General features: G+C 73.2%; 18 protein-coding genes. 4 read left to right on the top strand and 14 right to left on the bottom strand.

All coding sequences use genetic code 11. The annotated features are described in order from the left end of the window. Positions 1-54: 54 nt before the first annotated feature. The 8 genes from OHB09_RS27010 to OHB09_RS26975 form a co-directional block, all read right to left on the bottom strand. Entirely contained in the window at positions 55-531 is a 477-nt protein-coding gene (locus OHB09_RS27010) for a methylated-DNA--[protein]-cysteine S-methyltransferase (RefSeq protein ID WP_328730356.1), read from the bottom strand. 114 nt (positions 532-645) lie between these two features. After that, positions 646-2,112: an AlkA N-terminal domain-containing protein gene (locus tag OHB09_RS27005; RefSeq protein WP_328730358.1), complete on the bottom strand. Its 1,467-nt coding sequence runs from the start codon at positions 2,110-2,112 to the stop codon at positions 646-648. 123 nt (positions 2,113-2,235) lie between these two features. Next, positions 2,236-6,180, bottom strand: a complete 3,945-nt coding sequence (locus tag OHB09_RS27000; RefSeq protein WP_328922677.1) for a glycoside hydrolase family 2 TIM barrel-domain containing protein — start codon at positions 6,178-6,180, stop codon at positions 2,236-2,238. A gap of 157 nt (positions 6,181-6,337) precedes the next feature. Then, entirely contained in the window at positions 6,338-6,943 is a 606-nt protein-coding gene (locus OHB09_RS26995; protein WP_006142985.1) for a GOLPH3/VPS74 family protein, read from the bottom strand. After that, positions 6,940-7,476 carry an O-acetyl-ADP-ribose deacetylase gene (locus tag OHB09_RS26990; RefSeq protein WP_093593253.1) on the bottom strand — a complete coding sequence of 179 codons (537 nt, stop codon included), beginning with the start codon at positions 7,474-7,476 and terminating at the stop codon, positions 6,940-6,942. The genes OHB09_RS26995 and OHB09_RS26990 overlap by 4 nt, the downstream gene beginning before the upstream one ends. A 92-nt stretch (positions 7,477-7,568) precedes the next feature. Then, positions 7,569-8,978, bottom strand: coding sequence for a phytoene desaturase family protein (locus tag OHB09_RS26985; protein ID WP_328922676.1), 1,410 nt, complete (start codon positions 8,976-8,978; stop codon positions 7,569-7,571). Between the two features lie 108 nt (positions 8,979-9,086). After that, positions 9,087-9,965: an inositol monophosphatase family protein gene (locus OHB09_RS26980; protein ID WP_191889953.1), complete on the bottom strand. Its 879-nt coding sequence runs from the start codon at positions 9,963-9,965 to the stop codon at positions 9,087-9,089. Between the two features lie 185 nt (positions 9,966-10,150). Then, positions 10,151-12,013, bottom strand: a complete 1,863-nt coding sequence (locus OHB09_RS26975; protein ID WP_191851885.1) for a gamma-glutamyltransferase family protein — start codon at positions 12,011-12,013, stop codon at positions 10,151-10,153. Positions 12,014-12,169: 156 nt separating this feature from the next. Here OHB09_RS26975 and OHB09_RS26970 point away from each other — a divergent pair, with 156 nt between their 5' ends. Continuing rightward, positions 12,170-12,364, top strand: a complete 195-nt coding sequence (locus tag OHB09_RS26970; RefSeq protein WP_006142990.1) for a DUF2795 domain-containing protein — start codon at positions 12,170-12,172, stop codon at positions 12,362-12,364. Positions 12,365-12,399: 35 nt separating this feature from the next. Further along, complete coding sequence (locus OHB09_RS26965) at positions 12,400-12,645, top strand: DUF6480 family protein (protein WP_006142991.1); 246 nt, start codon at positions 12,400-12,402, stop codon at positions 12,643-12,645. 61 nt (positions 12,646-12,706) lie between these two features. Here OHB09_RS26965 and OHB09_RS26960 read toward each other — a convergent pair whose 3' ends face one another. Then, the gene (locus tag OHB09_RS26960; RefSeq protein WP_328922675.1) at positions 12,707-13,375 is read right to left on the bottom strand and encodes a DUF4232 domain-containing protein; all 669 of its coding nucleotides are present in this window, start codon (positions 13,373-13,375) and stop codon (positions 12,707-12,709) included. Positions 13,376-13,541: 166 nt separating this feature from the next. Here OHB09_RS26960 and OHB09_RS26955 point away from each other — a divergent pair, with 166 nt between their 5' ends. Then, positions 13,542-14,231 carry a hypothetical protein gene (locus tag OHB09_RS26955; protein ID WP_328728129.1) on the top strand — a complete coding sequence of 230 codons (690 nt, stop codon included), beginning with the start codon at positions 13,542-13,544 and terminating at the stop codon, positions 14,229-14,231. Between the two features lie 32 nt (positions 14,232-14,263). Here the strand turns inward: OHB09_RS26955 and OHB09_RS26950 are convergent, their stop codons facing one another. The 5 genes from OHB09_RS26950 to OHB09_RS26930 all read right to left on the bottom strand — a co-directional run bounded on the left by OHB09_RS26950 (position 14,264) and on the right by OHB09_RS26930 (position 20,183). After that, positions 14,264-15,289: a TIGR03842 family LLM class F420-dependent oxidoreductase gene (locus OHB09_RS26950; protein WP_191889912.1), complete on the bottom strand. Its 1,026-nt coding sequence runs from the start codon at positions 15,287-15,289 to the stop codon at positions 14,264-14,266. A gap of 218 nt (positions 15,290-15,507) precedes the next feature. Next, positions 15,508-16,464: an NAD(P)-dependent alcohol dehydrogenase gene (locus tag OHB09_RS26945; RefSeq protein WP_191851888.1), complete on the bottom strand. Its 957-nt coding sequence runs from the start codon at positions 16,462-16,464 to the stop codon at positions 15,508-15,510. A 167-nt stretch (positions 16,465-16,631) separates the two neighbouring features. After that, positions 16,632-18,035 (bottom strand): dihydropyrimidinase, encoded by a 1,404-nt coding sequence (gene hydA / locus OHB09_RS26940; RefSeq protein WP_328922674.1) that lies wholly within the window; start codon positions 18,033-18,035, stop codon positions 16,632-16,634. A 22-nt stretch (positions 18,036-18,057) separates the two neighbouring features. Beyond that, positions 18,058-19,344 (bottom strand): aspartate aminotransferase family protein, encoded by a 1,287-nt coding sequence (locus OHB09_RS26935; protein ID WP_006142998.1) that lies wholly within the window; start codon positions 19,342-19,344, stop codon positions 18,058-18,060. Next, positions 19,341-20,183, bottom strand: coding sequence for a nitrilase-related carbon-nitrogen hydrolase (locus tag OHB09_RS26930; RefSeq protein WP_167793418.1), 843 nt, complete (start codon positions 20,181-20,183; stop codon positions 19,341-19,343). Before OHB09_RS26930 ends, OHB09_RS26935 begins: the two co-directional genes overlap by 4 nt. Positions 20,184-20,509: 326 nt before the next feature. Between OHB09_RS26930 and OHB09_RS26925 the strand changes: the two genes are divergently transcribed. Then, positions 20,510-23,041 carry an ATP-dependent Clp protease ATP-binding subunit gene (locus OHB09_RS26925; RefSeq protein ID WP_006143000.1) on the top strand — a complete coding sequence of 844 codons (2,532 nt, stop codon included), beginning with the start codon at positions 20,510-20,512 and terminating at the stop codon, positions 23,039-23,041. Positions 23,042-23,121: the final 80 nt, after the last annotated feature.

The raw sequence follows: 23,121 nt of genomic DNA, 5'->3' as shown, positions 1-23,121 counted from the left end.
CCGGCCTCCCGGTGGAGCCCGCCGCGTCCCGTCCCGGCCGGCCGGCGGCCCGGGTCAGAACAGGCCCGCGCCGTCCGCCCCGCGTTCGAAGGCGAGCAGGCGCCGCTTGCGCTCGATCCCGCCGCCGTACCCCGTCATGCTGCCGTTGGCGCCCACCACGCGGTGGCACGGGACGACGATGCCGATCGGGTTGCGGCCGTTGGCCAGGCCGACGGCGCGGGAGGCGCCGGGGCTGCCGAGGGAGGCGGCCAGTTCGCCGTACGAGCGGGTCTCGCCGTAGGGGATGCGGCGCAGTTCGTCCCAGACCCGGCGCTGGAACGGGGTGCCGTGCACGCGCAGGTCAAGGGTGAACTCCTTCAGTTCGCCCGCGAAGTACGCCGCGAGCTGCTCCCGCACCTCCTCGAAGGGGGTGTCGTCGGGGGTGCCGAAGGTCTCCTCGGGTGGGCGGTGGCGCTGCTCGGTCATGTAGAGGCCGCACAGGACGCCCTCGTCGGCGACGAGGGTGAGCGGCCCGTAGGGGCTGTCGATCATGGTGTGCTGTTTCGCGGTCACGGGAGTTCCTTCGGCGGATGCAGCGGATGCAGCGGATGCAGCGGATGCGATGGTTTCGGTTGATTCGCGTGTATTCATGTGGATCTTCGATGGTCAGACCGGGAGGACGTTGATGGGGTGGTCGTCCGTCGCCCACAGGTACTGGACGGCGTAGGCGCGCCAGGGGCGCCAGGCCGCCGCGCGGGCGGTGAGCGCGGCCGGGGTGGCCGGCAGACCGAGGTCGCGGGCCGCGCGGCGGATGCCGAGGTCGGTGACGGGGAAGGCGTCGGGGTCGCCGAGGGCGCGCATGGCGATGACGTCGACCGTCCAGGGGCCGAGGCCGGGCAGCGCGAGGAGCTGGGCGCGGGTCTCGGCCCAGTCGCTCTCGACGCCCAACTGGACCCGTCCTTCGGCGAGTTCGCGGACGAGGGTGGTGAAGGTGGTACGCCGGGTGCGGGGCATGGCGAGCGCCTCGGGGTCGAGGGCGGCCAGTGCCTCGGGGGCCGGGAAGAGGTGGGTGAGGCCGCCCTCGGGGTCCTCGATCCGTTCGCCGTGGGCGGTGACGAGGCGGGCGGCGTGGGTGCGGGCGGCGGCGGTGGAGACCTGCTGGCCGAGGACGGCGCGCAGCGCGAACTCGGCCTCGTCGACCGTGCGCGGCACGCGCCGTCCGGGGGCCTTGGCGACCAGTGGCGCGAGCAGCGGGTCGGTGCCGAGCTGGCCGTCGACGGCGACGGGGTCGGCGTCGAGGTCGAGCATGCGGCGGCAGCGGCTGATGGCGACGGGCAGGTCCCGCAGGTCGCTCAGGGTGAGCCGGCAGGCGATGTGGTCGGGGCGGGGGGCGAGGGCGACGACGCCGTGTCCGTAGGGGAGGCGCAGGGTGCGGCGGTACGCGCCGTCCCGCCATTCCTCCACGCCGGGCACGGCGGTGGCGGCGAGGTGGCCGAAGAGGTTGTCGGGGTGGAGCGGGGCACGGAAGGGCAGCCGCAGGGAGAGCGCACCGGGGGCGGTCACCGTCTGCCGCGGGCGCCGGGCGCGCAGTTCGCTCGGGGAGAGCGCGAAGACCTCGCGCACGGTGTCGTTGAAGGTGCGGATGGAGGAGAACCCGGCGGCGAAGGCGAGGTCGGCCATCGGCAGGGTGGTGGTCTCGATCAGGAGGCGTGCGGTCTGGGCGCGCTGGGCGCGGGCCAGGGCGAGGGGTCCGGCGCCGAGTTCGGCGAGGAGCTGGCGCTCGATCTGGCGGGTGCTGTAGCCGAGCCGGGTGGCGAGGCCGGGGACGCCCTCGCGGTCGACGACGCCGTCGGCGATCAGCCGCATGGCGCGGGCGACGGCGTCGGCGCGCTGGTTCCACTCCGGGGAGCCGGGGCTCGTGTCGGGGCGGCAGCGCTTGCAGGCGCGGAATCCGGCCTGCTGGCAGGCGGCCGCACTCGGGTGGAAGGTCATGTTCTCGGGGCGGGGCGGGACGGCCGGGCAGCTCGGCCGGCAGTAGATCCCGGTGGTCAGGACCGCCGTGAAGAACCAGCCGTCGAACCGCGCGTCCTTGGACCGGACGGCGCGTACGCAGCGTTCGGTGTCGGTGTGCATCGCGTTCCGCATGCCTCAAGGATCGGGCATGGCGGGGCCCCGGGCTGGCGGAAATCCGACATGAAGGCCCGCTGGGCAGGACCCGGGCCGCCGCCTGCGGAAAGGCGGCGGCCCGGCCCGTTCTCAGGCGAAGTGCGTCGCCGTGGGACGCCGCGAGAGCCGCGTGGCCTCGTCCAGGTCCGACAGCGGGCGCAGCCGGTAGCTGTAGGCGTAGTCGCGGTCGGCGGGGAGCTTGTACTCCTCGTGGGTCTGCGCGCCCCAGCTGTCGTCGCCGCCGACGCCCATCTGCCGGTGGTTGACCCGCAGCACGACCTCCTCGCGGGGGGTGAGCTGGTAGTCGTGACGCACCCCGTCGGACAGGTCCTCGGGGGTGAAGTGCGAGGCGTTGACCTCGAGGAGGGCGTCGCCGGTGACGAGGAGCCCGGTGCCGTCGCGGCCGGTGAGGGCGGCCCAGCGGACGTCGGTCCTGTTGCCGTTCTCCTGGGGCCTGCTGTAGCTGGTCCACTGCTCGGAGACGGTGGAGGAGTACACGCCGACGTCGGTGCCGTCCTTGCGGTCCCAGTGGTTCTCCTCGGGGCCGCGCCCGTAGTAGCGCAGGTGCTCCAGACGGCCCGGCAGGAGGAGCAGGCTGCCGACCTCCGGGATGTAGGGCAGGCTCGACGCCCCCGGGTGCAGGGTGTGGTCGACCTTGGTCTCGCCGTTGCCGAAGACGGTGTACGTGGTGGTGTACGCGGACTTCACGGTGGTGGGCAGGGTGCCGGTCACCTTGATCTCGACGGCCTTGTCGCGCAGGGCACGCACGGTGACGCCGGTGACCTCGCGACGGGCGCCGGCGTCGCGCCAGGTCCGGTTGCGGGTGTGCTGGCCGTTGCCCCTGTCGTTGTCGGTGGGGGCGCGCCAGAAATTGGGCGCGGGGCCGTCGGCGAGGAGGGGGTGCCCGCCTGCCTCGTAGGAGGTGAGGGTGCCGGTCCTCTTGTCGAGGGTGACGGAGAAGTTCCGGCCCCGGACGGTGACGGAGGTGCCGTTCTCGGTGTGGCGCAGGGAGGGGACGCTCTCCAGCGGGACGGGGGTGACCTCGGGGCTGCCGGCGTCGACGGGGATCTGCTCCCGGGCGATCTCGAAGCCCGCCTCGGCCCAGGGAGTGTCCTCCCGTGTGGTGAAGGACAGTTCGAGGAAGTACTCGGTGCCGGGGGCCGGGTCCTCGGGGAGCGGCATGGGCACGGTGATCCGCTTCTTCGACAGCGGTGCGAGGTCGAGCTGGGCGCGGCTGAGCCGGCCGTGGCGCACGGTGCGGCCGTCGGCGACCAGGGCCCAGGTGGCATCGAACTCGCGGAGATCGGTGAAGAGATACTCGTTGGTGAGGGTGAGCGCGCCGTCGGTGAGGGTCGTGCCGCCGGAGGCGGGGGCGGCGTGCACGGCCTGCAGGACGCGCTTGATCTCGGCGGCCTTGCCGGTGTGGCCGCGGTCCGCGGTGACGATGCCGTCGGCGGAGAAGTTGCCGTCGTTGGGGTTGTCGCCCCAGTCGCCGCCGTAGGCGAGGAAGGTGCGGGCTCTGGGCCGCTGTTCGGTGTGCTCGACGGTGGCGGCGTCGAACCAGAGGCGGACGCCCTCGTCGCCGGGGCCGCGTGTGCCGGAGGCGAGTTCGGCGGCGGTCAGGGGGCGGGCGTAGATCCGCGCCCTGCGTATCGTGCCGCTGAATTCGCGCAGCGGGTTCTCCACGTCGGTGGCGAGGGAGACCGGGGTGGGGCCGCTGTCGGGGCGGGCGGTGGTGGAGCGGGTGGCCCGGACGGTGCCGTCGACGTACAGGGTCAGGGTGCCGGCCTCGGCGTCGAAGACGCCCGCGAGGTGATGCTCGGTGCCGGTCCAGTCCTCGGGCAGTTTCCAGGAGGCGCTGATCCACTGGCCGCCGGAGTGGAGGAAGAACTCCAGTGAGTCGCCGGTCTGCTTGAGCGCGTACTGGGTGTCGCCCTTGGCGAGGATGGGCTGGTGGTTGCCGGTGTACCGCTGGGTGACCCAGGCCTCGAGGGTCAGTGAGCCGGTGAGGTCGAGGCGGTCGTCGCGGGCGAAGACGGTGCCGCCGTGGACGCCCTCGGCGCGGTCGAAACCGCCCCGGGGGGCGAGGATCTCGCCGCGCAGCGCGCCGGGTCCCGACTCGGTCAGCAGGATGCGCGGGGGTGTGGGCGCGGTGAGGGCCTGGTCGACGAAGTCCCAGATCCAGCCGCCCTGGAGGACGTCGTGGGCGCGGACGGTGTCCCAGTACTTCCTGAAGTTGCCGTTGGAGTTCCCCATCGCGTGGCAGTACTCGATCATGACGTAGGGGCGGGTGTCGGAGGTGTCGGCGGCGCGCTGGGCGATGCGGGAGGGGCTCTCGTACATCGCCGAGCGGATGTCGCTGATCGCGGGGCGGTCGTCGCCCTCGTACTGGATGACGCGGGTGGTGTCGTAGGAGCGGATCCAGTCGTGCATGGCGACGAAGGTGCTGCCACCGCCCGCCTCGTTGCCGAGGGACCAGATCACGACCGAGGCGTGGTTCTTGTCCCGGTGGACCATGTTGCGGGCGCGGGCCACACACGCCTCGCTCCAGTCGGGGTGGTCGCCGGGGTACTGGTCGCGGATGCCGTGGGTCTCCAGGTTGGTCTCGCCCACGAGGTAGAGCCCGTACTCGTCGGCGAGTTCGAGCCAGTGCGGGTTGTTCGGGTAGTGCGAGGTGCGGACGGAGTTCAGGTTCATCCGTTTGATGAGCGTGATGTCCTCGACCATGTCGGCGCGGGTGAGGGCGGTGCCGCGGTCGGGGTGCATCTCGTGCCGGTTGGTGCCCCGGAAGGAGACGGGGCGGCCGTTGATGCGCATGAGGCCGTCCTTGAGCGCGAATTCGCGCAGCCCGACGCGGTGGGAGAGGGTCTCGACGATCTTTCCGGCCGGGTCGCGCAGGCGCAGGACGGCGGTGTAGAGGTAGGGGTGCTCGGCGGACCACAGGCGGGGGTCGGGCACGGCCCGGGAGGCGGTGACGGTGACGTCCTCGCCGGGGTCGACGGAGCCGAGGTCGGCGGTGGCGTTCAGCGTCCGGGACCAGACGGCGTGCCCGCGGTGGTCGTGGAGCTGGGTCTCGACGGTGTACCGGCCCTTGTCCTCGCCGCCGTAGGCACGCACGCACGCGGTGACCTTCAGTCCGGCGCTCGTGTACTCCTCGCCGAGGGGGGTCTCCAGTTTGAAGTCCCGCACGTGGACGGCGGGGGTGGAGTACAGGTAGACCGAGCGGAAGATGCCGCTCAGCCGGATCATGTCCTGGTCCTCCAGCCAGTCGCCGTCGCTGTAGCGGTAGACCTCGACGGCGATCTGGTTGGTGCCGGGCTTCAGGTGCGCGGTGATGTCGTACTCGGCGGGGGTGTACGAGTCCTCGTGGTAGCCGACGAGATGGCCGTTGATCCACACGTAGTGGGCGGACTTGACGCCCTCGAAGTGCAGGAAGGTGCGGCGCCCCCGCCAGTCGCGGGGGACGGTGAACGTGCGTCTGTACTGGCCGACCGGGTTGACGCGGGTGGGCGCGGCGGGCGGCCGCGGTTCCTCGCCCTCGCCGTTGGGGCCCCAGTACGGGTAGGTGATGTTGACGTAGATCGGTTTGTCGTAGCCGTGGAGCTGCCAGGCCGAGGGGACGGGGAGGGTGTCCCAGGAGCGGTCGTCGAGGTCGGTGCGGTGGAAGTCGGGGTCCCGGTCCTCGGGGCGGTCGCTGTGGGCGAACTTCCAGGTGCCGTCGAGGCTCAGCCGGTACGGGGAGCGGGTGCGGTCGGCGGCGAGGGCCTGCCGGAGGTCGCCGTAGGGCATGAGGGTGGTGTGCGGGGGCTCGGTGCCCACCTGGAAGGTGGCGATGTGCCCGTTCCATTCGGGGGTGTCGGCACTGCCGCCGTCCGCCGCCGCGGCCGGGCGGGAGGCGAGGGCGGAGGCGGGGGTGGTGGTGAGGGCGAGCCCGCCGAGTACGGCGGCGGTGCCCTCCAGCAGACGGCGGCGGCTGACGAGCGGCCGGTGGGGGCCCGCGGGCCGGTCGGCGGATGGCGTGTGGGGGTGCGGCATGACCGTGGCCTTCCTCGGTGCGACAGGTGCGTGCTGCGCTGACTGAGGTGCGTCTGGTTCTGTTCGCTGTTGTCGGATTACCGAACTCGGCTGATCACACTAGAACCAGGCGTACGGCTCGATCAATGCTGCTGTCGGACTCTGTTCGCCCTTGTGGTCAGCCGCGCCAGATGTTGTCGAAGGCCGCCTTCTCGATGCTGCGCCGCTGCCGCACGGCCTCCAGCTCGGCCACCGCGTGGTGGACGGCTGCCAGCACGGTGACGAGCGACTCGTCGGCGAGAGCGCCGAAGTCCTCGGCCGGCTCGTCGTGGATGCCGAGGGCGGCGGCGAGTCCGGCGAGGACGGGGTCCCCGGCCCGCCACCGCAGGGCGGCACGGTTCCGGGCGGGCGAGTCGGTCAGGGCGGTGCGCCCGGTGCGCACCCGGATCCAGGGGTGCCGCTGCCGGACCAGCAGGCCGTCCGCCTCCAGTCCCGAGTGGTAGGCCGCCGCGAGGCCCTCGCCCCGGCGCCACAGCCAGTCCTCGACCGACTCGTACGGCACCTCGCGCCGCAGGGACGCCCCGGCCTCGCGCAGCAGCCTGTCCTCCGGCTCCGCCGGGTCCGCGCCGGGCACGACCCGTTCGCCGTCCAGGGCGAGGGCACCGGCGCGCAGCAGGTCGACCAGTTCGGCCCCGGCGAGGGCGAGCGAGAGGTCGCCCTGGCCGACCGGGTGGGCGGAGGGGACGTCCAGGCTGACGATCAGCAGGTCCCGGGGTGTGGTCATGCGGGCTTCCCGTTCCGTGCGGTTCGGCTGAGCCGGGCGGTGAACGCGTCGTACGCCCGGTCGTCCAGGAGGACGAACCGGACCTCCTCGGCCTCCGTCCGCACGGACCGTACCGTCTCCACGGCGATCCGGGCGGCGTCCTCGACCGGCCAGCCGTAGATCCCGGCGGAGACGGCGGGGAACGCCACCGTGCGGGCGCCGAGTTCGTCGGCGACGCGCAGGGACTCGCGGTAGCAGGAGGCGAGCAGCGCGGAGCGGTCCTCCTCGGCGCTGTACCGGGGGCCGACCGTGTGGATCACCCAGCGGGCGTCCAGGTCGCCCGCGGTGGTGGCGACCGCCTGCCCGGTGGGCAGGCCCCGGCCGTACCGCGCGGCACGCAGGGCGCGGCACTCGGCGAGGATCGCGGGGCCGCCCCGGCGGTGGACGGCCCCGTCCACCCCGCCGCCGCCGAGGAGCGAGGAGTTGGCGGCGTTGACCAGGGCGTCGGCGCGCTGCCGGGTGAGGTCGCCGCGGACCACGGTGAGCTGTGTCATGCGCTGGGGTCTCCTCTGGGCCGGCCGACGGAACGGACGAGTGGCGGTGGCTGACGGGCCGGGGCGGCGGCGGGCGGGCCCGCCGGGGCGGGTCAGGTTCTGCGCAGGTGGCGCCAGACGGCCTTCGCCGCGTTGTGCCCGGACATGCCGTGCACGCCGGGGCCCGGCGGGGTGGCCGAGGAGCAGAGGAAGACGGCCGGGTGCGGGGTGGCGTACGGGAAAAGGGAGAGCTTGGGCCGCAGCAGGAGCTGGAGCCCGGCGACGGAGCCGGTGGCGATGTCCCCGCCCACGTAGTTGGCGTTGCGCACGGCCAGTTCGGGCGGTCCCGCGGTGGCGCGGGCGAGCACCCGGTCACGGAACCCGGGGGCGAACCTCTCCAGTTGGCGTTCGATGGCGTCGGTGAGGTCGCCGGTGAAGCCGTGGGGCACGTGGCCGTACGCCCAGAAGACCTGCTTGCCCTCGGGCGCCCGGGTGGGGTCGACGACACCGGGCTGCACGGTGATCAGGAAGGGCGCCTCGGGGGCGTGGCCGCCCCGGGAGGCGGCGTGCAGGGCGGTGCCGATGTCGGCGCTGGTGGGGCCGATCTGCACGGTGCCGGCGAGGCGGGCCTCCTGCGCGGTCCAGGGCACGGGGCCGTCCAGCGCGTAGTCGATCTTGAAGACGCCGGGGCCGTAGCGGTAGTTCTCGTAGGTCCGGCCGAGGTCCGCGATGCGGGCCAGCGCGGTGGGCGAGGTGTCGAAGACGTACGCCCGGGCCGGCGGCAGGTCGTCGAGCCGCTTGACCTCGTAGTCGGTGTGCACGGTGCCGCCGTGCTCGGTGAGGAGTCCGGCGAGCGCGTCGGAGATGGCCTGGGAGCCGCCCCGGGCGACGGGCCAGCCCCGGGCGTGCGCCGCCAGCGCGAAGACGAGGCCGACGGCGGAGGTGGCGAAGCCGCCGAGGGGCGCCATGACATGCGCGACGAGCCCGGCGAACAGGCCCTTGGCCCGCTCCTCGCGGAAACGGCGCAGCAGCCAGGTCGAGGGGGGCAGCCCGACCAGCCCGAACCGGGCCAGGGTGACCGGGTCCCGGGGCAGCGCGGTGGCCGGGAGCGACATGAAGTCCTTCGCCAGCGTGTCCCACTTGTCGAGGAACGGGGCGACGAGCCTGCGGTAGGTGCCCGCGTCGCGCGGCCCGAAGGAGGCGGCGGTCTCGGCGACGCTGCGGGCGAGCACGGCCGCCGTGCCGTCCGGGAACGGGTGGGCCATGGGCAGTTCCGGCTGGAGCCACTCCAGGCCGTGCCGTTCCAGGGGCAGCGCCCGGAAGGCGGGCGAGCTGATGCCGAGCGGGTGGGCGGCGGAACAGGGGTCGTGCCGGAATCCGGGGAGGGTGAGCTCCTCGGTGCGCGCTCCCCCGCCGACGGTCTCCTTCGCCTCGAACACGGCCACCGAGAAGCCCCGTCGGGCCAGTTCCACGGCGGCCGTCAGTCCGTTCGGCCCCGCTCCCACCACGACCGCATCGAGCATTGACGGCACCTTCGGACTCCTTCGCCGGCCGACGGCCACTGAGGCATCAGGATATGCCGCGCCCCCGGCGGCGCCGGGGCACGGGTGGCGGGGCGGCCGCGTTCACCGTCAGGCGTCCAGCAGGTGCGCCACCCGGCGGGCGGTGTCCCCGTCGCGCGCGGCGGTGAAGGGGAGGGCGTTGCCGCCGGTGATCCGGAACGGCACGCCGGCGCGCGTCAGATGGGTGCCGCCCGCCTCCTCGACGAGGAGCAGCCCCGCCGCGTGGTCCCAGGCGGCCTCCCAGGTGAAGGCGGTGGCGTCCAGTTCGCCGCGGGCCACGGCCAGGTACTCCAGCCCCGCCGAGCCGCAGGGGCGCGGGCGGACCCCGTCCGTGCGCAGTCCGAGCAGGGACCGCTTCTGGGCCTCGGTGGTGTAGTCGGGGTGCGAGGTGGCCACCTCCAGGTCGCGGTCCGGGCGCGGGGAACCGGAGCGCAGGGGCGCGCCGTCGAGGAACGCGCCCCGGCCGCGTATCGCGGTGGCGAACTGCTCGCGGGCGGGCGCGTACGTCCAGGAGGCGAGCAGTTCGCCGCCCCGGGCCAGCGCGACCAGCGTGCAGAATCCGGTGTCGCCCCGCACGAACTGGCGGGTGCCGTCCACCGGGTCGACGATCCACACCGGGGCCTCGCCGCGTATCGCCTCGTACACGCGCGGGTCGGCGTGGACCGCCTCCTCCCCCACCACGAGCGAGCCGGGCAGCAGCCGGGCCAGTTCCTCGGTGAGGCGGACCTCGGCCTTGCGGTCGGCATCGGTGACAAGGTCGTGCGGGCCGGTCTTCTCGTCGACCTCGTGGGCCTCCAGACGGCGGAAGCGCGGCATGATCTCGGCGGCGGCGGCCGCGCGGACCGCCGCCTCGACGTCGCCCCCGTGCCGGGCGAGGAACGCGTCGAGGGTTCCGTCGTACGGGAACCGCCCCCCGGTCCCGGCCCGGGCCACAGGACCGGCGTCCATGCGCACCGCGCCTCCCGCGCCGTCCGTGCTGCTCGTGCTCTCCGTGCTCTCCGTGCTCTCCGTGCTCCTGATCATTGCTCCATCAGAGCACGCGCCACTGACATTCCCGTCCCGCCCGGTGCACTCCGGGCGGAATCGGCGTGAACTTCCGGGGCGCGGAGCGCCGGGGGCCCGGGCCCTTCGCCTCAGCGGCCCGCCGCGTACCCCTGCATGCCCCGCGGGTTGGCCGCGGCGGAGAGCAGGCCGGTCTCCGGGTCGCGGGCGACCGCGCTCAGCCGGCCCTCGGACCAGGCCTCCCCCACCAGTACGTCGTGCCCGCGCCGCCGCAGTTCCCCGACGACCGCCGGGTCCGTACGCGATTCCACGGTGAGCGCTCCCGGCCGCATCCCGCGCGGGAAGAAGGAGCCGGGGAAGCTGTCGTTGTGCCAATTGGGGGCGTCGATCGCGCCCTGCAGGTCGAGGCCGCCTCGTATCGGGCCGCGCAGTGCCACCGCGAGGAAGAAGTGGGTCTGCCACTGGTCCTGCTGGTCGCCCCCGGGTGTCCCGAAGGCCAGCACCGGGACCCCCTCGCGCAGGGCGAGCGAAGGGCTGAGGGTGGTGCGCGGGCGGCGTCCGGGGGTGAGCGAGTTCGGCAGCCCCTCGTCGAGCCAGGTCATCTGCAGCCGGGTGCCGAGCGGGAAGCCCAGTTCGGGCACGACGGGGTTGGACTGGAGCCAGCCGCCGGAGGGGGTCGCCGAGATCATGTTGCCCCAGCGGTCGACGACGTCGAGGTGGCAGGTGTCGCCCCTGGTCGACCCGTCGCCGCTCACCGTGGGCTCCCCGTCCGCCCCCGCCCGGCCGGGCCGTGCCGGTTCGCCCGGTACCGGGGAGAGCGGGCTCTTGGCGACGGTCGGCTCGCCCACGCCCAGCGCCTCGTAGCCCGACTCGGCGGAGGCGAGCCCGAGGGCGTACCGGCTCAGCCGGGGCGTGCGCCCGCCGGGCCCGCCCGGCCTCAGCTCGTACGAGGCCGCCTCCCCGATCAAAGCGCGCCGCCCGTCGTTGTACGGGGCGGACAGCAGGGCGTCGAGGGGGACGTCGGCGGCGTCGCCGTACCAGGCCTCGCGGTCGGCCATGGCGAGCTTGCAGCCCTCGACGAGGAGGTGGACGTAGTCCGCGGAGGCGTAGGGCGGCAGTTCCGGCGGGAGCAGGGCGAGCTGCTGGAGCAGCACCGGGCCCTGGCTCCAGGGGCCGGCCTTGCACACGGTCCAGCCGTTCCAGTCGTAGGTCGCGGGACGCTCCCAGGTGGCGGACCAGGCGGCGAGGTCGGCCGCGGTGAGCGTCCCCGTGTGGCGCCTGCCGCTGGTGTCCAGGGTGGGCCGCGCGGACTGGCGGAGCAGCGCCTCGGCGACGAAGCCGGTACGCCACACCTCGCGCGCCGCGTCGATCTCCGCCTCCCTCCCGCCCGCCCCGGCGACCTCGGCGAGCAGCCGCTTCCAGGTGGCGGCGAGGGCGGGGTTGCGGAAGAGGCGGCCGGGACGGGGCGGTTCGCCGTCCGGCAGGTACACCGCGGCCGAACTGGTCCACTCCGTCTCGAACAGCTCCCGTACGGTCTCCACCGTCCCGCCGACCCGTTCCACGGGCGCGTGCCCCTGCTCGGCGTATCCGATGGCGTACTTGAGGACGTCGGCGAGGGGCTTGGTGCCGTGGTCGCGCAGCAGCAGCATCCAGGCGTCGAAGGCACCGGGCACGGCCGCGGCCAGCGGTCCGGTGCCGGGGACGAGGTCGAGGCCGAGGGAGCGGTAGTGGGCGATCGTGGCCCCGGCGGGGGCGACGCCCTGGCCGCAGAGAACCCGTACGGCGCCGTCGGCCGGGGCGACGAGCGCCGGGAGCTCCCCGGCGGGCCCGTTGAGGTGCGGCTCGACGACGTGCAGGACGAAACCGGCGGCGACGGCCGCGTCGAAGGCGTTGCCGCCGTCCTCCAGTACGGCCATGGCGCAGCCGGAGGCGAGCCAGTGCGTGGAGGACACCATGCCGAAGGTGCCCTGGAGGGTGGGTCGGGTCGTGAACATGCGCTCTGAACACCTCACTGTTTCCGTGGGCACTGATTCCGTGGGCACTGCATGGCCCGCCTGCCGAGGGGTACTGCGTAACCTCCCACCGCGTACCGGGCCCCCGCCGGGCGAGGGCCCCCAGCGTGACGAGCAGCGGGAAGGAATGAGCCACGGATGGCGAAGCTGAACCCGGTCGACCTGCAGCGGGCCCTCGCCTCGGCCGACTACCCGGCCACCGGCGAGGACCTGGCACGGCTCGCGCGCGACAACGGGGCCGACAGCGCGCTCGTGGACGCGCTCTCGGCACACGCCGGGGACGAATTCGACGGCCCGAACAAGGTCAGCCGCGCCGTTTTCGGCTCGGACTGATCCCCGTGTCCGGACCCGACCGACAGGGGCCTCTCATGTCCATGCACTACGGCAACTCCTCCTCCGAGCCGCGGCCCACCACCGCCCGCGTGCAGCCCGCCGGTCTCGTTCCGCCGGGCGAGACGCCGCCGGCCGAGGACGGCATCTCGGGAACCCTGCCCCGTGACATCCGGTACAACCAGTCGCGCGGCTGGGCCAAGGCGCCCCTGACGCTCATCCTGCTGCTCGTGCTGCTGTTCGCCGCGGGGTTCATCGGCTACGCGGTGGGGATCGGGATCTGACCGCCCCGGCCGCGTGCCGCGCCGGGTCGCCTCACCGTCCTGCCTGCTCCGCCCACGGCGCCTACCCCGCCTTGTCCGCCTTCTTCCAGGCCGTGGTGCCGATCCGCCCGGTGTTGCCGAGGTCGAGGCCTCCGTCCACGGTCAGCACCGCCGCGGGCGCGCCCTCGGTGGGCGCGACGCGCAGGTAGGGGGCGTTCACGGCGGTCGTGGTCGGGTCGGTGACGGTGTTGCGCCACACCAGGGAGCTGGTGGCGCTCTCGCCGCGGGCGAGGCGGACGGGGTGGGCGCCGGGGTCGGGCACGCCGGTGATTTCGCCCGGCCCCTTCCGCACCTCCACGTCGACGAGGGGCGCGCGGTCCTCGTCGAGCGCGGTGAGGACGGGGTACCCACCGAACGCGTACGACTCCTTGCCGCAGTTGGTGAGCCGTACGGTCATGGCGCGCAGGCCCATGGCGGCCTCGACGGGGCCGGGTTCGAGGCGCAGTCCGGAAGCGGGGCAGGCGGTGGTGTCCGGGGCGGGTGAACGGGTCGGCCGCCCGGGCAGTCCGTAGGCGGGACCCGGTGCGGGGGTGTCCACGGCGGGCGCCGAGGGGGTCCTCGCCGGCGTCGTGTCGGGGCGGCGGTCGGGGTCGCTCTCGCGGTCCAGTTCGGCCGAGAGCCCGCAGCCCGCGGTCAGCAGGGACACGGCGAGGAGGCATGCGGCGCCGGCGAGTCGGCGGTGAACAGTCACGGCGTGATCATGCCACGCGGCCGGAAACCGCGCCCCGGACGTCGGTCACGGTGACCGCGCGGGCACGCAGCGAGTTCGGCCTTCCCCCGCACCGGGAGTCGTGTGAGACTGTGCGTCCCGTCCGCAGTGCGGACCTCCTCCGCACCCTCCCCCACGAGAAGTGCCCGTGCGTCCACTTTCCCTGCCCCTCGCGCTCACCGCGCGGCTGCTGCCGGTCGCCGTGCTCGCCTCGGCGGGCTGGGCACTGTCCTCCGGCCCCCTCGCCTCCGCCTCCGACTCGGACTCGGACCACTCCTCGGCGCAACGGTCGCCGGACTCCGAGGACACCGCAGGGAAGAAGGGCGGCGGCTCCTCCTCGTCCGCCCCGCCCGCGGCCAAGGCCTACGAGGCGGCGCCCGCGCCCTGCGGCAGCATCGCCGTCAAGACCGTCAAGTCCCTTGTGCCGGGCGCCAAGACGGCCGGCAAGGAGATTCCGTCCACCGACGAGGGCGTGCGCCGCACCTGCTCCTGGAACGCGCTCAAGGGCTTCGACTACCGCTGGCTCGACGTCTCCTTCGAGATCGCGGACTCCGTGTCGGCGGCGCGGAAGACCTACGAGCAGCGCACGGCCGAGAAGAGCGGCGGCGGCGCGGTGCCCGGCCTCGGTGACGCGGCGTACTCCGTCGTCAACCTCACCACCGACAAGAAGCAGCAGACCCGTGAGGGCGTGGTGCTGGCCCGGGTGTCCAACGCGCTGGTGGTCGTGACGTACAACGGCAGCGACTTCGAGTCCAAGAAGGCGCCGGGCACGGACGAGATCAACAAGGGTGCGATCAAGGCCGCCAAGGAGGCGGTGGGGGCGCTCGGCAAGGGATGAGACCGTCGGGCCGACCCCCGACTCCCCTACTCTCAGCCGGAGTTGACGGCCGGGATCACCCTGTCCCCGTACGCGTCGATGAGGGCCTCCTGGGCGTCGTGCATGTCGTAGACCGCGAACTGGTCGACGCCCAGGTCGCGCAGGGCCCGGAGTTTGTCCACGTGCTGTTCGACGGGGCCGAGGACGCAGAAGCGGTCGACGATCTCGTCGGGCACGAAGGCGGTGTCCGGATTGCCGGCGCGTCCGTGGTGGGAGTAGTCGTAGCCCTCCCGCGCCCTGATGTAGTCGGTGAGCGCGTCGGGCACGGCCGCGGAGTGCTCGCCGTAGCGGGCGACCAGGTCGGCGACGTGGTTGCCGACCATGCCGCCGAACCAGCGGCACTGCTCCCGGGCGTGGGCGAGCGCGCCGGGCGAGTCGTCCTCGGTGACGTAGGCCGGGGCGGCGACGCACACCGTGACGTCGGCGGGATCGCGGCCGGCCGCGACGGCGGCCTCCTTGACCGTACGGACCATGGAGGCGGTGAGGTAGGGGTCGGCGAGCTGGAGGATGAACCCGTCGGCCTCCTCCCCCGCCATCCGCAGCGCCTTCGGCCCGTAGGCGGCCATCCAGACGGGGAGCCGGGAGCCCGGTCGCACCCACGGCAACCGGACGACCGTGCCACCGCCGAGGTCGGCCTCCTCGCCGGAGGCCAGCGCGCGCACGGCCTTCATCGCCCCGCTGATCCGGGCCAGGGTGTTCGGCCTCCGGCCGGCCACCCGCATCGCCGAGTCCCCCCGCCCGATCCCGCACACCGTGCGGTCGCCGAACATGTCGTTGAGGGTGGCGAAGGTGGAGGCGGTCACCTCCCAGGTGCGGGTGCCGGGATTGGTGACCATCGGACCCACCTTCAGGTGCTCGGTGTGCGCGAGGATCTGACTGTGGATGACGAACGGTTCCTGCCACAGCACGGCCGAGTCGAAGGTCCAGCCGTGCGTGAAGCCCTTGCGTTCGGCGCGCCGCATCAGGTCGACGACCCGTGAGGCGGGCGGGTCGGTCTGCAGGACGAGTCCGAAATCCATGCGCCACTCCAAGTGCTCCAGCAGGACTATCCTGTCCGACCTGCGGGTTTCGCTGGGCGGCTGGAGTGTAGCGGGACTTCGACCGCGTCGAGGCGTTGCCACGGGGACCGCCCCTCGATCGTGCGACAGCGCCGTCGGCAGTCACAGCAGCGGGGCGGCCTTAGAGGGTGATCGCCGAGTATGCCGGGGCCCGGCCGGGCCGCCCGTGGGCGACGGTGTCACGAACGCCCCATGTCGATGACGTACTTCCCGCGCACGCCCCCCGCTTCGAGGCCGCTGTGCGCCTTGACGACGTCGGCCATCGGCAGGACGGTGTCGATCACGGGACGGATGTCTCCCCTCTCGACGATGCTCGTGAGTTCGGCGAGGCGGCCGGAGGACGGGTTGTTGCTGAAGAGCTTGATCCGCCGGGGCCGGACGGCGGCCCGGAGCACCATGCCGAGCATGGACCCGACGATGCGATCCGGGTCGAAGGAGAGGGCGACCATGCGCCCTCGCCGGTCGAGCCGGGACTGGTAGGCGCCGATCTCCGTGCCCACCAGGTCGACGATGACATCGAAGCGGCCGAGGTCCTCCGGCCGGGTCGTGCGGTAGTCCAGGGCGGTGTCGGCCCCGAGTTCCCTGACCCAGTCCAGATTGCTCGCGCCTGCCAGGGCGGTGACCTCGGCACCGAGCGCCTTGCCGAGCTGCACCACTGTGCTGCCGACGCCCCCGGCCGCGCCCCGCACCAGGAGCCGCTCACCGGCGACGAGGTGAGCCTTGTCGGTCAGCGCCGTCACCGCGGTGGTACCGGACACGGGAAGGGCGGCGGCCTCGAGCAGGCTCAGGTTCTCGGGCGCCCTGGCCAGCCGCTGCTCGGGGACGGCGACGTAGTCGGCCATGGCTCCGAAGGTGAAGTGCGGCATGAGCCCCCACACCGCGTCCCCGGCCCGCCACTCCCGCACCTCGGCGCCCACCGCCGTGACGCGTCCGGCGAAGTCGCTGCCCACACCACGCGGGAACGAGGTGCGGCTGATGCGGCGCATTCTGCCGACGCGGAAAGGTGACTCTCCCGCGTTCAGGGCGACGCCGTGCACTTCCACGAGCACCTCCCGGGGTCCCGGGTCCGGTATGGGCACCTCGCGGACGCCGAGCACCTCGGGCGGTCCGAAACGGTCGTACTGCACGGCGCGCATGAGCGGTCCCTTCGGGGTCTTCGTCCCGGGCCACCGCCCGAGCCCGGGGTGGCACCCCGCTGACGGGCGAAGATATCCGGAGAGACGTTCCGTGACCAAACACAGGAGGTCAAGGTGGCCGGAAGTGGAGGGCGTTCGGTGACCAGGGCGCCCACGCCGGAAGAACGCTAGTCGAGGTACTGGCAGGTGGAGCGCGGGAGGTATCTGCCGTGACCCGCGCGGCCGGTGAACTGCCCCTCGGTGACGACGGGTTCGCCGCGTGAGAGCACGGTGTCGACCCGGCCGGTGATCCGCCGCCCCTCGTAGGCCGAATAGTCGACGTTCATGTGGTGACTCGCGGCGGAGAGGACCTGCTCGGCGTGCGGGTCGTAGAGCACGAGGTCGGCGTCGGAGCCCGGGGCGAGCGTGCCCTTCCTCGGGTAGAGGCCGAACATGCGGGCCGGGGCGGCACAGGCGAGTTCGATCCAGCGGCGGCGGGACAGGCGGCCCTCGACCACGGCCTGGTGCAGGAGATCCATGCGGTGCTCCACCCCCGGCAGGCCGTTGGGGATCTTCGAGAAGTCGCCGCGGCCCAGTTCCTTCTGGCCGGTGAAGCAGAACGGGCAGTGGTCGGTGGAGACCACCTGGAGGTCGTCGGTGCGCAGCCCCCGCCACAGTGCCGCCTGGTGCTCGCGCGGGCGCAGCGGGGTGCTGCACACGTACTTGGCGCCCTCGAAGTCCGGCTCGGCGAGGTTGTCGGTGGACAGGAAGAGGTACTGCGGGCAGGTCTCGCCGAAGACGGGCAGCCCTTCGTCACGAGCCCTGGCGAGTTCGGCGAGGGCCTCCCGGGCCGAGACGTGCACGACGTACAGCGGGGCGCCCGCCACCTGTGCGAGCCGGACGGCGCGGTGGGTGGCCTCGGCCTCCAGCAGGGCCCTGCGGACCTCGCCGTGGAAGCGGGGGTCGGTGTCGCCGCGGGCGAGGGCCTGCTCGACGAGGACGTCGATGGCGATGCCGTTCTCGGCGTGCATCATGATCAGGCCGCCGTTGCCGGCGGCACGCTGCATGGCGCGCAGGATCTGGCCGTCGTCGGAGTAGAAGACCCCCGGGTAGGCCATGAACTGCTTGAACGAGGTCACGCCCTCGTCGACGAGGAGGTCCATCTCCTTCAGGGTGTCCTCGGTGACGTCCGAGACGATCATGTGGAAGCCGTAGTCGATCGCGCAGTTGCCCTCCGCCTTGGCGTGCCAGGCGTCCAGGCCCTCGCGCAGGGCGCCGCCGACGCTCTGGATCGCGAAGTCGACGATCGTGGTGGTGCCGCCCCAGGCGGCGGCCCGGGTGCCGGTCTCGAAGGTGTCGGAGGCGTAGGTGCCGCCGAAGGGCATCTCCATGTGGGTGTGCCCGTCGACGCCGCCGGGCAGGACGTACTTCCCGGTGGCGTCGAGGGTGCGTTCGGCGGTGAACGCCTCGGCCGCCGGGGTGCCGCTCGCGGCGAGCGCGGCGATCCGGCCGTCCTCGATGAGGACGTCGGCGTGGAGTTCGTCCGAGGCGGTGATGACGAGGCCGCCGCGGACGACGGTACGGCTGCTCATACTGCCTGCCTCTCCTGTCCGGCTAGAGGACGCTCCGCAGCGCGCCCGCGAGGATGTCGGCGCCCTCCTCCGCCTCGGCGGCGGTGAGGGTGAGGGGCGGGGCGATACGCAGGGCGCTGGTGTCGTGGCCGCCGCCCTTGCCGAGGAGGAGCCCGCCCTCGCGGGCGGCCTCGAGGACGGCGGCCGCGGCGGCGGGGTCGGCCTCGTCCGTACCGGGGCGGACGAGTTCGACGCCGATCATCAGTCCGCGTCCGCGTACCTCGCGTACGGCCGGGTTGTCCGCCGTGGCGGTCCGCAGCCGGTCCAGGAGCTGTCCGCCGACGCGCCGGGCATTGCCCCGCAGATCGTGTTCCAGCAGGTAGGTGAGGTTGGCGAGGCCGGCCGCCATGGTGATCTGGGTGCCGCCGAAGGTGGAGATGCTGTTGGCGTCGAGGCAGTTCATGATCTCGGCGCGGGCCACCACACCGCCGATGGACATGCCGTTGCCGATGCCCTTGGCGAAGGTGACGATGTCGGGCGGGCCGGACCGGGCGTGTGCCTGCCAGCCCCAGAAGTGGTCGCCGGTGCGGCCCCAGCCGGTCTGCACCTCGTCGGAGATCCACAGGACGCCGCGCTCGCGCAGCACCTCGCGGAAGGCCGCGTAGAGCCCGTCGGGCGGGGAGGTGAAGCCGCCGACGCCCTGGATCGGTTCGGCGATCAGGGCGGCCGGCGGGCGGGTGTGGCCCAGCAGGTCCTTGAGGTCCTCGACGCAGGCGGCGATGAACTCCTCGTCGCCGAGGTGGGCGTAGGGGCCGCGGGTGCGGACGCCGCCGTGCACGTAGAGCGTCTGCAGCGGGGAGAGGGAGGTGGGCGACCAGCCGCGGTTGCCGGTGATGCCGACGGTGGAGAACGAGCGGCCGTGGTAGCTGTTCCGCATCGCCAGCAGGGTGTTGCTGCGCCGGTGGGTGGTGGCGAGCAGCAGGGCGGTGTCGTTGGCCTCGGTGCCGGAGGTGGTGAAGAAGACGCGGGCGTCCGGGATGCCGCTCAACTCCGCGATCTTCTCGGCGAGTTCGACCATCGGGCGGTTGAGGTAGAGCGTGGAGGAGTGCAGGATGCGGCCGGCCTGCTCGCTCACCGCCTTGGTGACCTCGGGCAGGGCGTGCGCGGTCATCGTGGTGAGGATGCCGCCGAAGAAGTCGAGGTACTTGGTGCCGGCGGCGTCCCAGACGTGCCGGCCCTCGCCGTGGGTGATCTCCAGCGGGGTGTCGTAGTAGAGGGCGAGCCAGTCGGGGAGTACGGCGCGGTGGCGGGCGTGGAGGTCCTCGGTCACGGCTGCACCAGTCCTTCGTACGCGTCGGGGCGGCGGTCGCGGTAGAACGCCCACTGCTGCCGGACCCGGTCGATCAGCCCGAAGTCGAGGTCGCGGACGAGGAGTTGCTCCTCGGTGTCACCGGCGGCCTCACCGACGAGCTGTCCGCGCGGGTCGACGAAGTAGGACGTTCCGTAGAAGTCGTTGTCCCCGTACTCCTCCCGGCCGACACGGTTGATGGCAGCGACGAAGTACTCGTTGGCCACGGCGGCCGCGGGCTGCTCCAGCCGCCACAGGTGGGCGGACAGGCCCCGGTGGGTGGCGGACGGGTTGTACACCAACTGAGCGCCCTGAAGGCCGAGTTGGCGCCAGCCCTCGGGGAAGTGCCGGTCGTAGCAGATGTAGACGCCGACCCGGCCGACGGCGGTGTCGAAGACGGGCCAGCCGGCGTTGCCGGGCCTGAAGTAGTACTTCTCCCAGAAGCCCTCGACCTGCGGGATGTGGTGCTTGCGGTACTTGCCGAGGTAGGTGCCGTCGGCGTCGATGACGGCGGCGGTGTTGTAGTAGAACCCGGACTGCTCGACCTCGAAGACGGGCACGACGAGGACCATCCCCGTCTCGCGCGCGAGCGCCCGCATCCGGGTGACCGTGGGGCCCTCGGGGACGGGTTCCGCCCAGCGGTAGTGAGCGGGGTCCTGGACCTGGCAGAAGTAGGGGGCGTTGAACACTTCCTGGAAGCCGATGACCCGGGCGCCCTGCCGGGCGGCCTCGCGGGCGTGCTCCTCGTGCTTCGCGATCATGGATTCGGTGTCACCGGTCCAGGTCGCCTGGACCAGCGCCGCGCGTACGACGTGAGCCATGTGCCGCTCCTTCACCTGAATGCCCCCGCGGCGGGGACGTCAGAGAGCCTCTACGCCCGTAGACACGGACGCGGGACGACGACCGTAAGCCTCCGAAGGCCCCTTGCCAAGGTGGCGCCCCGACCGGACCCGGGTCCGTTGCGATCCGGGTTCCGGCGCGGGGCGCGCCCCACCCCTGTCGGCCCTGACCCGGCGGCCGGCGGGAACGGGTCTCCCCCCACGGCCGGGACCGTGCATAACAGCGGAGCGCACGGGCACCCGCCGTCGGACCGGCACGTACAGCTATGGCGTCCCGGAACCGACCGGGAAGCCAGGGACGGAAGGCCATGACCAGCGGCTTCAGCCCGGAGGGCTTCGGTTCGGACCCCTTCGCAGAGTTCTTCGCACGCTTCTTCGGCGGTGCCCGCCCCGGTCCGCGGCAGATCGACATCGGGCGGCTGCTCAGCCAGCCGGCCCGTGAGCTGGTCGCGGGGGCCGCCACCTACGCCGCCGAGCACGGCAGCCGGGACCTGGACACCCAGCACCTGCTCCGCGCGGCCCTCGCGGTCGAGCCGACCCGTCGCATGCTCAGCCGTGCGGGCGCCGACCCCGACGACCTGGCCACGGAGATCGACGAGCGCTCGGGGCCGGTGCACACCGGTGAGAGCCCGCCGCCCACCTCCGTCGCCCTGACCCCGGCGGTCAAGCGCGCCCTGCTGGACGCGCACGACATGGCGCGGGCGAGCGGGGCCGGCTACATCGGCCCCGAGCACGTGCTGAGCGCGCTCGCCGCCAACCCGGACTCCGCCGCCGGGCACATCCTGAACTCGCTGCGGTTCGGCAGCCCGGGCGGTCCGCTGCCCACCGAGCCGTCCGGGCTGCCGGATGCCTCGCAGGGCCGCCCCGAGCGGCCCCGCCAGACCGGCACCCCGACCTTGGACAAGTACGGCCGCGATCTCACCGAGCTCGCCCGCCAGGGCCGCGTCGACCCGGTGATCGGGCGCGAGGAGGAGATCGAGCAGACCGTCGAGGTGCTCTCCCGGCGCGGCAAGAACAACCCGGTGCTCATCGGCGACGCGGGCGTCGGCAAGACCGCGATCGTGGAGGGGCTCGCCCAGCGCATCGCCGAGGGCGACGTGCCGGACATCCTCCTCGGCCGCCGGGTCGTCGCCCTCGACCTCACCGGCGTGGTCGCCGGGACCCGCTACCGGGGTGACTTCGAGGAGCGCCTGACCACCATCGTCGACGAGATCCGCGAGCACTCCGACCAGCTCGTCGTCTTCATCGACGAACTGCACACCGTCGTGGGCGCCGGAGGCGGCGGCGAGGGCGGGACGATGGACGCGGGCAACATCCTCAAGCCCGCCCTGGCCCGCGGCGAGCTGCACATCGTCGGAGCCACGACGCTGGAGGAGTTCCGGCGCATCGAGAAGGACGCGGCGCTGGCCCGCCGCTTCCAACCGATCCTGGTGCCCGAGCCGTCCGTGCCCGACGCGGTCGAGATCCTGCGCGGGCTGCGCGACCGCTACGAGGCCCACCACCAGGTCCGCTACACCGACGAGGCGCTCGTGGCCGCCGTCGAGCTCTCCGACCGCTACCTCACCGACCGGCACCTGCCCGACAAGGCGATCGACCTCATGGACCAGGCCGGCGCCCGGGTGCGGCTGCGCTCACGCACCAAGGGCACCGACGTCCGGGCCCTGGAGCGCGAGGTGGAGCAGCTCGTCCGGGACAAGGACCAGGCGGTCGCCGACGAGCAGTACGAGCAGGCCACCCGGTTGCGCGACCGCATCGCCGAGCTGAAGGAGCGCATCGGGGACGGGGGCGGGGAGCAGCCCCCCGACGAGGGGCAGAACCTGGAGGTCACCACCGAGGCCATCGCGGAGGTCGTCTCCCGGCAGACCGGCATCCCGGTGTCCAGCCTCACCCAGGAGGAGAAGGAGCGGCTGCTCGGCCTGGAGAAGCACCTGCACGAGCGGGTGGTGGGGCAGGACGAGGCGGTCCGCGCCGTCTCCGAGGCCGTGCTGCGCTCCCGCGCCGGACTCGCCAGCCCCGACCGACCCATCGGCAGCTTCCTCTTCCTCGGCCCGACCGGCGTCGGCAAGACCGAGCTGGCCCGCGCCCTCGCCGAGGCGCTGTTCGGCAGCGAAGAGCGGATGGTCCGCCTGGACATGAGCGAGTACCAGGAGCGGCACACCGTCAGCCGGCTCGTCGGCGCCCCGCCCGGCTACGTGGGCCACGAGGAGGCCGGGCAGCTCACCGAGGTCGTACGGCGCCATCCGTACTCCCTGCTGCTGCTCGACGAGGTGGAGAAGGCGCACCCGGACGTCTTCAACATCCTGCTGCAGGTGCTCGACGACGGCCGGCTCACCGACTCCCAGGGCCGCACCGTCGACTTCACCCACACCGTGATCGTGATGACCAGCAACCTCGGTTCGGAGGCCATCACCCGGCGCGGGGCCGGACTCGGCTTCACGGCGGGCGGCACGGAGGCCGCCGAGGAGGCCCGCCGGGAGCAGGTCCTGCGGCCACTGCGGGAGCACTTCCGGCCCGAGTTCCTCAACCGGATCGACGAGATCGTCGTCTTCCGGCAGCTCACCGAGGAGCAACTCCGGCGCATCACCGACCTGCTGCTCGACCAGACGCGGCGGCGGCTGCGGGCGCAGGACATCGACGTCGACTTCAGCGACGCGGCGGTCGAGCTGCTGGCCCGGCGCGGCTTCCAGCCGGAGTACGGGGCGCGTCCGCTGCGCCGCACGATCCAGCGGGAGGTCGACAACCAGTTGTCCCGCTTCCTGCTCGACGGCAGGGTGAGCGCCGGCCACCGGCTGCGGGTGGACGTCGAGGAGGGCGAGCTGGTGTTCGACGCAGAGCGGTGAGGCGGTGAGGCGGGGGACGGGAGAGGCGGGCGGGACGGACCGCTCGCCGGCCCGTCCCGCCCGCCTCTCTGGTGCTTCCG

It is taken from the genome of Streptomyces griseoaurantiacus (assembly GCF_036189845.1).
Classification (GTDB): Bacteria; Actinomycetota; Actinomycetes; order Streptomycetales; family Streptomycetaceae; genus Streptomyces; species Streptomyces griseoaurantiacus.
This window is presented reverse-complemented; position numbering and strand designations above follow the sequence as displayed.

Bases quoted from the DNA above. Each gene is read 5' to 3' on its own strand.
- OHB09_RS26970 (WP_006142990.1), top strand. From the start codon at position 12,170: ATGGCGAAGCTGAACCCGGTCGACCTGCAGCGGGCCCTCGCCTCGGCC.
- OHB09_RS26930 (WP_167793418.1), bottom strand. From the start codon at position 20,183: ATGGCTCACGTCGTACGCGCGGCGCTGGTCCAGGCGACCTGGACCGGT.
- OHB09_RS26995 (WP_006142985.1), bottom strand. From the start codon at position 6,943: ATGACCACACCCCGGGACCTGCTGATCGTCAGCCTGGACGTCCCCTCC.
- OHB09_RS26925 (WP_006143000.1), top strand. From the start codon at position 20,510: ATGACCAGCGGCTTCAGCCCGGAGGGCTTCGGTTCGGACCCCTTCGCA.
- OHB09_RS26985 (WP_328922676.1), bottom strand. From the start codon at position 8,978: ATGCTCGATGCGGTCGTGGTGGGAGCGGGGCCGAACGGACTGACGGCC.
- OHB09_RS27005 (WP_328730358.1), bottom strand. From the start codon at position 2,112: ATGCACACCGACACCGAACGCTGCGTACGCGCCGTCCGGTCCAAGGAC.
- OHB09_RS26990 (WP_093593253.1), bottom strand. From the start codon at position 7,476: ATGACACAGCTCACCGTGGTCCGCGGCGACCTCACCCGGCAGCGCGCC.
- OHB09_RS27000 (WP_328922677.1), bottom strand. From the start codon at position 6,180: ATGCCGCACCCCCACACGCCATCCGCCGACCGGCCCGCGGGCCCCCAC.
- OHB09_RS27010 (WP_328730356.1), bottom strand. From the start codon at position 531: ATGATCGACAGCCCCTACGGGCCGCTCACCCTCGTCGCCGACGAGGGC.
- OHB09_RS26975 (WP_191851885.1), bottom strand. From the start codon at position 12,013: ATGTTCACGACCCGACCCACCCTCCAGGGCACCTTCGGCATGGTGTCC.
- OHB09_RS26980 (WP_191889953.1), bottom strand. From the start codon at position 9,965: ATGGACGCCGGTCCTGTGGCCCGGGCCGGGACCGGGGGGCGGTTCCCG.
- hydA (WP_328922674.1), bottom strand. From the start codon at position 18,035: ATGAGCAGCCGTACCGTCGTCCGCGGCGGCCTCGTCATCACCGCCTCG.
- OHB09_RS26950 (WP_191889912.1), bottom strand. From the start codon at position 15,289: ATGGATTTCGGACTCGTCCTGCAGACCGACCCGCCCGCCTCACGGGTC.
- OHB09_RS26965 (WP_006142991.1), top strand. From the start codon at position 12,400: ATGTCCATGCACTACGGCAACTCCTCCTCCGAGCCGCGGCCCACCACC.
- OHB09_RS26945 (WP_191851888.1), bottom strand. From the start codon at position 16,464: ATGCGCGCCGTGCAGTACGACCGTTTCGGACCGCCCGAGGTGCTCGGC.